This window comes from Pelomonas sp. KK5, assembly GCF_001984095.1.
Taxonomy (GTDB): Bacteria; Pseudomonadota; Gammaproteobacteria; order Burkholderiales; family Burkholderiaceae_C; genus KK5.
On the sequence record NZ_LYVQ01000249.1, the window covers coordinates 1 to 9,215 of the forward strand.

5 protein-coding genes are annotated in these 9,215 nt (G+C 70.7%); 4 read left to right on the forward strand and 1 reads right to left on the reverse strand.

Annotated features, from left to right (window positions below):
• The 4 genes from B0W88_RS26740 to B0W88_RS26755 form a co-directional block, all read left to right on the forward strand.
• A partial coding sequence (locus tag B0W88_RS26740; RefSeq protein ID WP_077037628.1) for a HAMP domain-containing protein occupies window positions 1-4,080 on the forward strand: 4,080 nt, incomplete at its 5' end.
• Window positions 4,071-6,248: a response regulator gene (locus B0W88_RS26745; RefSeq protein WP_233151859.1), complete on the forward strand. Its 2,178-nt coding sequence runs from the start codon at window positions 4,071-4,073 to the stop codon at window positions 6,246-6,248. The genes B0W88_RS26740 and B0W88_RS26745, both read left to right, overlap by 10 nt.
• Window positions 6,249-6,319: 71 nt before the next feature.
• Window positions 6,320-7,012 carry a hypothetical protein gene (locus tag B0W88_RS26750; RefSeq protein ID WP_144006992.1) on the forward strand — a complete coding sequence of 231 codons (693 nt, stop codon included), beginning with the start codon at window positions 6,320-6,322 and terminating at the stop codon, window positions 7,010-7,012.
• Between the two features lie 22 nt (window positions 7,013-7,034).
• Window positions 7,035-7,430: a VOC family protein gene (locus B0W88_RS26755; protein ID WP_077037630.1), complete on the forward strand. Its 396-nt coding sequence runs from the start codon at window positions 7,035-7,037 to the stop codon at window positions 7,428-7,430.
• Window positions 7,431-7,450: 20 nt separating this feature from the next.
• Here B0W88_RS26755 and B0W88_RS26760 read toward each other — a convergent pair.
• Window positions 7,451-9,215: GH36-type glycosyl hydrolase domain-containing protein (locus B0W88_RS26760; RefSeq protein WP_369973938.1), on the reverse strand; the 1,765-nt coding region annotated here is incomplete at its 5' end.

Consider the following 9,215-nt stretch of genomic DNA (forward strand, 5'->3'; position numbering starts at 1 on the left):
AACCTCACATCGCAGGTGCGGAACATCGCGGACGTGACGAAGGCGGTGGCGGCGGGCGACCTCTCGAAGAAGATCACCGTGGACGTGAAGGGCGAGATCCTGGAGTTGAAGGCCACGATCAACACGATGGTGGACCAGCTCTCGTCCTTCGCCGCGGAAGTGACCCGCGTGGCCCGCGAGGTGGGCACCGAAGGGCGGCTCGGCGGCCAGGCCGAGGTGGGCGGCGTGTCCGGCACCTGGAAGGACCTGACCGACTCGGTCAACTCGATGGCCGGCAACCTGACCTCCCAGGTGCGGAACATCGCCGACGTGACCAAGGCCGTGGCGGCTGGTGACCTCTCCAAGAAGATCACCGTGGACGTGAAGGGCGAGATCCTGGAACTGAAGGCCACGATCAACACGATGGTGGACCAGCTGCGGTCGTTCGCCGCGGAAGTGACCCGCGTGGCGCGGGAAGTGGGTACCGAAGGCAAGCTCGGCGGCCAGGCCGACGTGCAGGGCGTGGCCGGCACCTGGAAGGACCTGACCGAGTCGGTCAACTTCATGGCCGGCAACCTCACCTCGCAGGTGCGGAACATCGCCGAGGTGACGACGGCCGTGGCCGCCGGCGACCTCTCCAAGAAGATCACCGTCGACGTGAAGGGCGAGATCTCCGAGCTGAAGAACACGATCAACACGATGGTGGACCAGCTCCGATCGTTCGCCGCGGAAGTGACCCGCGTGGCCCGCGAGGTGGGCACCGAAGGCAAGCTGGGCGGCCAGGCCGATGTGCAGGGCGTCTCCGGCACCTGGAAGGACCTGACCGACAACGTCAACTTCATGGCCGGCAACCTGACCTCCCAGGTGCGCGGCATCGCCAAGGTGGTGACGGCCGTGGCCGGTGGCGACCTGAAACAGAAGCTCACGGTGGAGGCCAAGGGCGAGATTGCCGCGCTGGCCGACACGATCAACTCGATGACCGACACGCTGGCCATCTTCGCGGACCAGGTGACCACCGTGGCCCGCGAGGTGGGCGTCGAGGGCAAGCTGGGCGGCCAGGCCAAGGTGCCGGGCGCCTCGGGCACCTGGAAGGGCCTGACCGAGAACGTCAACGAGCTGGCGGCCAACCTCACGACCCAGGTGCGGGCCATCGCCGAGGTGGCCACGGCCGTGACCCAGGGTGACCTGACGCGCTCGATCACGGTGGACACGCAGGGCGAGGTGGCGTCCCTCAAGGACACCATCAACGAGATGATCCGCAACCTCAAGGACACCACGCAGAAGAACACCGAGCAGGACTGGCTGAAGACCAACCTCGCCAAGTTCAGCCGCATGCTGCAGGGCCAGAAGGACCTGGTGACGGTGGGCCAGCTGATCCTCTCGGAGCTGGCGCCGGTGGTGGGTGCGCAGCAGGCCGAGTTCTACGTGCTGCGCAACGTGGGCGACTCGCCCAAGCTGCGCCTGTTCGCCAGCTATGCCTCGGGCGGGCAGGCCACGCACGGCAAGGAGATCGACCTGGGCCAGGGCCTGGTCGGCCAGTGCGCGCTGGACCGCGAGAAGATCCTGCTGTCCAACGTCCCGTCGCAGGCCTTCCGTATCGCCAGCGGCCTCGCCGAGAACGCGGCCATGGACGTACTGGTGCTGCCGGTGGTGTTCGAAGGCCAGGTGCGCGGCGTGCTGGAGCTGGCGTCTCTCGACTGCTTCAACCCGACCCACCAGGCTTTCCTGGACCAGCTGACCGAATCGATCGGCATCGTGATCAACACGATCGAGGCGAACATGCGGACGGAGGACCTGCTGAGCCAGTCGCAGTCGCTCGCGCAGGAGCTGCAGAACCGCCAGCTCGAACTGCAGCAGACCAACGAGGAACTGCAGGAGAAGGCCCGCCTGCTGGCTCACCAGAACCAGGAGGTGGAGCGCAAGAACACCGAGGTGGAGCAGGCCCGCCAGGCGCTGGAGGAGAAGGCCGAGCAGCTCGCGCTGACCTCCAAGTACAAGTCGGAGTTCCTGGCCAATATGTCGCACGAGCTGCGCACGCCGCTGAACTCGCTGCTGATCCTGTCGGACCAGCTCTGCAAGAACCCGCAGGGCAATCTGCTGCCCAAGCAGGTGGAGTTCTCCAAGACCATCCACGCCTCGGGCAACGACCTGCTGATGCTGATCAACGACATCCTGGACCTGTCCAAGATCGAGTCCGGCACGGTGGCGGTGGACGTGTCCGAGTTGCGGCTGGACGAGGTGCAGCGCTCGGTCGAGCGGGGCTTCCGCCACTTCGCCGAGAGCAAGCATGTGGACTTCAACGTCGAGGTGATCCAGCCCCTGCCCAAGAGCATGGTGACCGACGTCAAGCGCCTGCAGCAGATCATCAAGAACCTGCTGTCCAACGCCTTCAAGTTCACCCACCAGGGCGAGGTGACCTTCAGCATCTCGCTGGCCGAGGGCGGCTGGAGCGGCGACAACCAGGAGCTCAACCACGCGGCGCAGGTGATCGCCTTTGCGGTGTCGGACACCGGCATCGGCATCTCGCCGGACAAGCAGCAGATCATCTTCGAGGCCTTCCAGCAGGCCGACGGCTCCACCTCGCGCAAGTACGGCGGCACCGGCCTGGGCCTGGCGATCAGCCGCGAGCTGGCGCGGCTGCTGGGCGGCGAGATCCGCCTGATCAGCGCCCCGGGCCGCGGCTCCACCTTCACGCTCTACCTGCCGCAGAGCTACAACCCCTCGCGCCTGGGCCGCCACCCGCGCACCGCCGCGCAGGAGGCGGAGGAAGCGATCAGCCGCGCCGCCCAGGCCCGCGCGCCGGCCGTCGAGGCGCCGGCGCGCCACGAGATCCGTATTGACAAGGCCGGCCCGATCGAGCACGAGATCGACAGCCACAGCGACAGCCCCGTCTTCGCCAACGTCTGCGACGACGACCGCGACGAGATCTCGGCCGGCGACCGGGTGCTGCTGATCGTGGAGAACGACCTGGCCTTCGCCCGCGTGCTGCTCGATGCGGCGCGGCAGGCCGGCATGAAGGGCCTGGTCACCACCACCGGCGCCGGCGCGCTGACGATGACCCGCGAGTACCACCCCTCGCTGCTGACGCTGGACATCTTCCTGCCCGACATGCAGGGCTGGCGCATCCTGGACCGGCTCAAGACCGATGCGGCCACGCGCCACATCCCCGTCTGCGTCGTCTCCACCGACGAGTCGCGCGACCGCGCGCTGCAGGCCGGCGCGATCGCCTTCCTGGCCAAACCGCTGCAGTCCAAGGACCTGGTGGACGAGGCGATCGCCGACCTCGGCCGCTACCTGGACCGCAGCGCCAAGCGGGTGCTGGTGGCGATGCCCGACAGCGCGCTGCGCCAGGACCTGCTGGCGGCGCTCGATGCGGAGATCGAGCCGATCGTCGTCGAGCAGGCCGCCGCGGCCAAGCAGGCGCTGGAGAGCGTGGACGCGGTGGTGGTCGACGGCGCGATGGCGCTGGTCGACCCCGACGACCTGCTGGACGCGCAGGAGCAGCGCGGCGGCACCTGCCAGCTGCCGGTGGTGCTGTTCGCGCCTGACGAGGCGGGTGCCAGCGCCGGCGCCTGGGCTCGTCCCCCGCAAGGCTTCTCGCTGCGCCGCTCGGACACGCTGGACAAGCTGATCGCCCACGTCGCCGTGGCCCTGCACCGCAACCCGGCGGCGATGAACGACCGCGAGCGCCACGTGGTGGAGAACAACTACGGCGCCCACCGCGCGCTGGAAGGCCGCAAGGCGCTGATCGTCGACGACGACGTGCGCAACATCTTCGCGCTGGCCACGGTGCTGGACGACCAGGGCATGATCATCGTCAGCGCCGACAACGGCCGCGAGGCGATCCGCCTGGTGCAGAGCGACCCGGGCATCGACATCGTGCTGATGGACATCATGATGCCGGAGATGGACGGCATCGCCACGATGCAGGAGATCCGCAAGCTGCCGCGCGGCCGCGAACTGCCGATGGTGGCGGTGACCGCCAAGGCGATGAAGGGCGACCGGCAGAAGTGCATCGAGGCCGGCGCCTGGGACTACCTCGCCAAGCCGGTGGATCCGACCCACCTGCTGGCCGTGCTGCGGGGATGGCTGTGCCGCTGATCACAGGCTTCGACGATCTGGACGGCGGGAATGCCGCGGGCGACCGCGCCAGCATCCTCGTCGTCGACGACCTGCCGGAGAAGCTGCTGGTCATCGAGACGGTGCTGGAGGACCTCGGGCAGAACCTGGTCGTGGCGCGCTCGGGCACCGAGGCGCTGAAGGAGGTGCTGCGGCAGGAGTTCGCGGTGATCCTGCTGGACGTCAACATGCCCGGCATGGACGGGCTGGAGACCGCGCGCCTGCTGCGCACCTACCGCCGCTCGGCCCACACGCCGATCATCTTCATCACCGCCTATGCGGACGAGCTGCAGACCGCCCAGGGCTACGAGCTCGGCGCGGTCGACTACATCCTCTCGCCGGTGGTGGCCGAGGTGCTGCGCAGCAAGGTGCGGGTGTTCGTCGAGCTCTACATCTCGCAGCGGCGGCTGAAGGCCCAGGCGCTGGAGCGCATCGCGCTGGCGCAGGCCGAGGCGGCGCAGCGGGCGGCCGAGGAGAACACCCGCCGCTCCAACTTCCTGGCCCATGCGAGCCGGGTGCTGACCAGCTCGCTGGACGTGGGTGTCGCGATGCAGCGCCTGCTGGAACTGGTGGTGCCGGTGCTGGCCAGCCATGCCTGGCTGGCGATGCTGGGCGATGCGCAGGGCCCGGCGCGGCTGCTGTCCTGCCGGCTCGACGATGAGGGCCTGGTCACGCTGGTGGAAGGCCGGGTGGAGACCCTGCCGGCCGCGCTGCGCGAGACGCTGGTGCAGCTCGACGAGGCGCCCGCGCGCTTCGAGGCGGCCGGATTTGTCGTGCTGCCGATCGTCAGCGGCGCACGGCCGCTGGGCGCGTTGCTGCTGGACCAGGCGGCCCGCCACGAGCTGGACGGGCCGCTGCTGGAGGAACTGGTGGACCGCGCCTCGCTGGCCTTCGAGAACGCCCGCCTGGTGCGCAATCTGCAGAACGAGATCATCGAGCGCCGCCAGGCCCAGGCCCGGCTGCAGGAGGCCAACCAGCGCAAGGACGAGTTCCTGGCCATGCTCTCGCACGAGTTGCGCAACCCGCTGGCGCCGATCCGCAACGCGGTGGAGGTGATACGCCGACTCACGCCCGGCGCCGACCAGCGCGTCGCCTGGGCCACCGACGTGACCGAGCGCCAGGTGCGCCAGCTCACGCGCCTGGTCGAGGAACTGCTGGACGTGGCCCGCATCAGCCAGGGCAAGATCGCGCTGCGCACCGCGCCGGTGGACCTGTGCGCCGTCGTCGCCCATGGCGTGGAGACGGTGCGCGAGCTGATCGACAAGCGCGGCCACAAGCTGACGCTGCACCTGCCCAGCGAGCCGCTGATGCTGCAGCAGGGCGACTTCGCCCGGCTGGCCCAGGTGGTGGCCAACCTGCTCAACAACGCCGCCAAGTACAGCGAGGACCGCGGGCATGTCGAGGTCTCGCTGGAGGCCATCGGCGACCAGGCGCTGATCCGCGTGCGCGACGACGGCGTGGGCATCGACGCCGAACTGCTGCCCCATGTGTTCGAGCTGTTCGAGCAGGGCAAGCGCTCGCTGGACCGCAGCCAGGGCGGCCTCGGCGTGGGCCTGACGCTGGTGCAGCGCCTGGTGGAGCTGCACCACGGCCGCGTCAGCGCCAGCAGCGCGGGCGTGGGGCAGGGCGCCGAGTTCTGCGTGACCCTGCCGGGCGTGGTGCGCAGCCCGGCGTCGGAGCCCGAGCCGGCGGCCGCCGCGCCTGCCGCGGCCGCGCTGAGCTGCCGGGTGCTGGTCGTCGACGACAACCCCGACGTCGCCCACACGATCGGCGCCTACCTGGAGCTGGGCGGCTACGAGGTGCAGACGGTCGGCGACGGCATGCAGGCGATCGGTCTGGCGGCGGCGTTCGCGCCCGAGGTGGTGCTGCTGGACATCGGCCTGCCGCTGATGGACGGCTACCAGGTGGCGCGGCAGCTGCGCGCGCTGCCGCAGACCGCCCAGTCGCTGCTGATCGCGCTGACCGGCTACGGCCAGTCGGAGGACCGCCGGCTGGCGCAGGAGGCCGGCTTCGCCGCCCACATCGTCAAGCCGGCCGACCCGCAGGCGCTGGTGGCGATGATCGAGGAATGGTTGGCGAAGCGGGCTGCGGCGTCGTCCGGCACCCCCGCGAACGCAGGGCCCGCGCGGCCCCGCGCGACGGTCATGTAGGCGAACGCCGTACTACGCTTTTGGTCAGGTACCGACACCGCCGCCCCGGCGCGCTGCCTACTATCCTGACCATGGACACCCCCTTCCGCCATCACCACCAACCCGCTGCGCGTGGCGGCCACGGGGTCTGGCACGGTCTGCTGGTGGTGGCCGCGGTGGCGGCGCTGGCCGGTTACGCGCGGCCCGCCCGCGCACTGGAAGGCGCCGGTTCCATGGCCGATCGCATCGACCTCACCGGCACCCCGGCCCGCGGCCCGCTGCGCGTCACCCAGAGCCTGTCCGAGCCGCTGGCCACGGCCGGCCCGCTGGCCCCGCAGGACGCGCTGCGCGCCGACCGCCAGCAGGCGGCCCGCCAGACGATGCTGTGGGCCGACCACGCGAAGAGCGGCCTGGGCGTCGGCATCGGTGTCGAGCAGCGGCGGCCCTATGGCCCGGCCGCCCTGTCCGCCGGCATCAACGACGGCAGCCAGCCGCAGATGAGCGGGGGCGTGCTGGTCGGCGCCTCGCTGGCCACCAGCCCGCGTTCGCACCTGATCGTGCAGACGCCGCTGCAATCCACGTCCGCGCCGCGCAACCTGCTGGCCGACGACCCGCAGTTCCAGCAGGACCAGCAGCGCCAGGTGCGCGTGGGCCTGGTCTTCAACAGCAAGAAGCCGCTGGCGGACTTCAAGAAGGGTTTCCAGATGGAACTCAGCGGGCAGAGCTCGCTGGCCGTCAAGCCGCGCGGCGGCAAGATCGGCCTGGCCTTCCAGAAGGTCTGGTGAGCTTTCTCGTTAGCATCGGCGGATGCTCTCGCACATCTTCATCGGCATCACCGACTTCGAGCGCGCGCTGCGCTTCTACCGCCCGCTGCTCGAAGAGGGCCTGGGCCTGCAGGCCCGCTTCACCGACCTGAGCCGCCCCTGGGCGGGCTGGCAGCAGGCCGGCGTCGCGCGGCCCCTGTTCCTCATCGGTTCGCCCTACGACGGCGCAGCGCATGCGCCCGGCAACGGCCAGATGACCGCCTTCCTGGCCGAGACCCGCGCCGTCGTGGATCGCAGTTATGCCCTGGCGATGGCCAACGGCGGCCGCAACGACGGCGCGCCGGGGCTTCGCCCCGAATACCACGAGCACTACTACGGCGCCTACTTCCGCGATCCGGACGGGAACAAGCTGTGCGTGGCGTGCCACGCGCCCGATTGATTGACCCGATGGATCGAGCGCTATTTCGTCAGCGGTAGTTCCCGCTGCACATGGGCCGGCACGGCGGCGCTTGTCACCGCCGCCTCGGCACCGGGCACGGCCAGCACGACGTGCACGCTGCCCCGCGGGTGGCGGCGGAGGTCGATCGCTTCGCCGGCCTGGGCCGTCAGCGCGGCCCGCTCCTCCGTCAGCACGGAATCCATCGTGAGGCGGTCCGCGCAGACGATGACGCGATGCACCTGGCCCTCGTGGCGCAGGTTCACCTCCGCCAACGCCCAATGCGCCGGCAGGCACGGTCGCACCGTCACCCGCCCGTCGCACAGCACCACGCCGCAGATCGATTCCACGCCGGCCCGCATCAGCCAGCCGGCCGAGCCGGTGTACCAGCTCCAGCCGCCGCGGCCGATGTAGGGCGGAGCGGTGTAGACGTCGCCGGCCATCACGTAGGGCTCGATCGCGTAGGTCGTGCCGCGGCGGCGCTCCATCCAGCGGTGGGCCGGCGAGAGCGCGGTGAACACCTGCCACATCGGCTCGCGCTGGCCCAGCTGGGCGAAGGCCATCAGCGCCCACACGGCGCCGTGGTTGTACTGGCCGCCGTTCTCGCGCACGCCCGGCGGGTAGCTCTGGATGTAGCCGGCATAGGGCTGGCTGTGCTGCAGCGGCGGGTCCAGCAGGCAGACCACGTGGTTGCTCGTGTCCAGGAGGTGCGAGGCGGCGCTGGCCATGGCCTCGCGGGCGCGCTGCGGCTCGCCGGCCTTGGTGAGCACGGCCCAGGCCTGGGCGATCAGGTCGATGCTGCACTCGGGCCGGCTGGCCGAGCCCAGCGGCGTGCCATCGTCGAAGTAACCGCGCAGATACCAGCGGCCGTCCCAGGCCCTGGCGTCCAGCGCCTGGGCGAAGGCCAGGCGCGAGGCCTGCCAGCGGGCGACCCGCTCGGTGTCGTGGCGGGCGGCGGCCAGCGGCAGGTAGTCGTCGATCACCTTGCAGATGAACCAGGCCAGCCAGACCGACTCGCCGCGGCCCTCGTGGCCGACGCGGTTCATGCCGTCGTTCCAGTCGCCGGTGCCGAACAGCGGCAGGCCGTGGGCGCCGGTGTCCAGGCTGCGGTCGATCGCGCGGGCGCCGTGCTCGTAGAGCGAAGCGGTCTGTTCGGTGACGCCGGGGCTCTCGTAGATGTCCTCGGCGCCGGGCGGCACCTGGCGGCCGACCAGGAAGGGCTGCTGCTCGTCCAGCAGCGCCAGGTCGCCGGTGCGCTGGGCGTAGTGCGCCAGCGCGTAGGGCAGCCACAGGCGGTCGTCGGAGAAATGCGTGCGCACGCCGGCGCCGCCGGGCTCGTGCCACCAGTGCTGCACGTCGCCCTCCGGGAACTGCCGCGCGGCATTGCGCCGCAGCTGCTCGGCCAGCAGCTGCGGCGCGGTGTTGGCCAGCGCCATCGCGTCCTGCAGCTGGTCGCGATAGCCGAAGGCGCCGCCCGCCTGGTAGAAGCCCGCGCGGCCCCACATGCGGCAGGCCAGCGTCTGGTAGGGCAGCCAGTGGTTCATCAGCGCGTCGAAGCGCGGGTCCGGCGTGCGCACCTGGATGCCGCCCAGCAAGGCGGGCCACAGCGCGCGTTGCGCCTGCAGTCGCGCGGTCGGCGCCACGCCCCAGGCCTCGGCCAGCAGGGCCTGCGCCGCATCGGCATCGCCGCCATGGCCCAGCAGCACGGTGATCGACGCGCTGTCGCCCGGCTGCGGGTTCATCTGCGCGGCCAGCGCGGCGCAGGCGTCCAGGCCGGCGCCGCTGCGC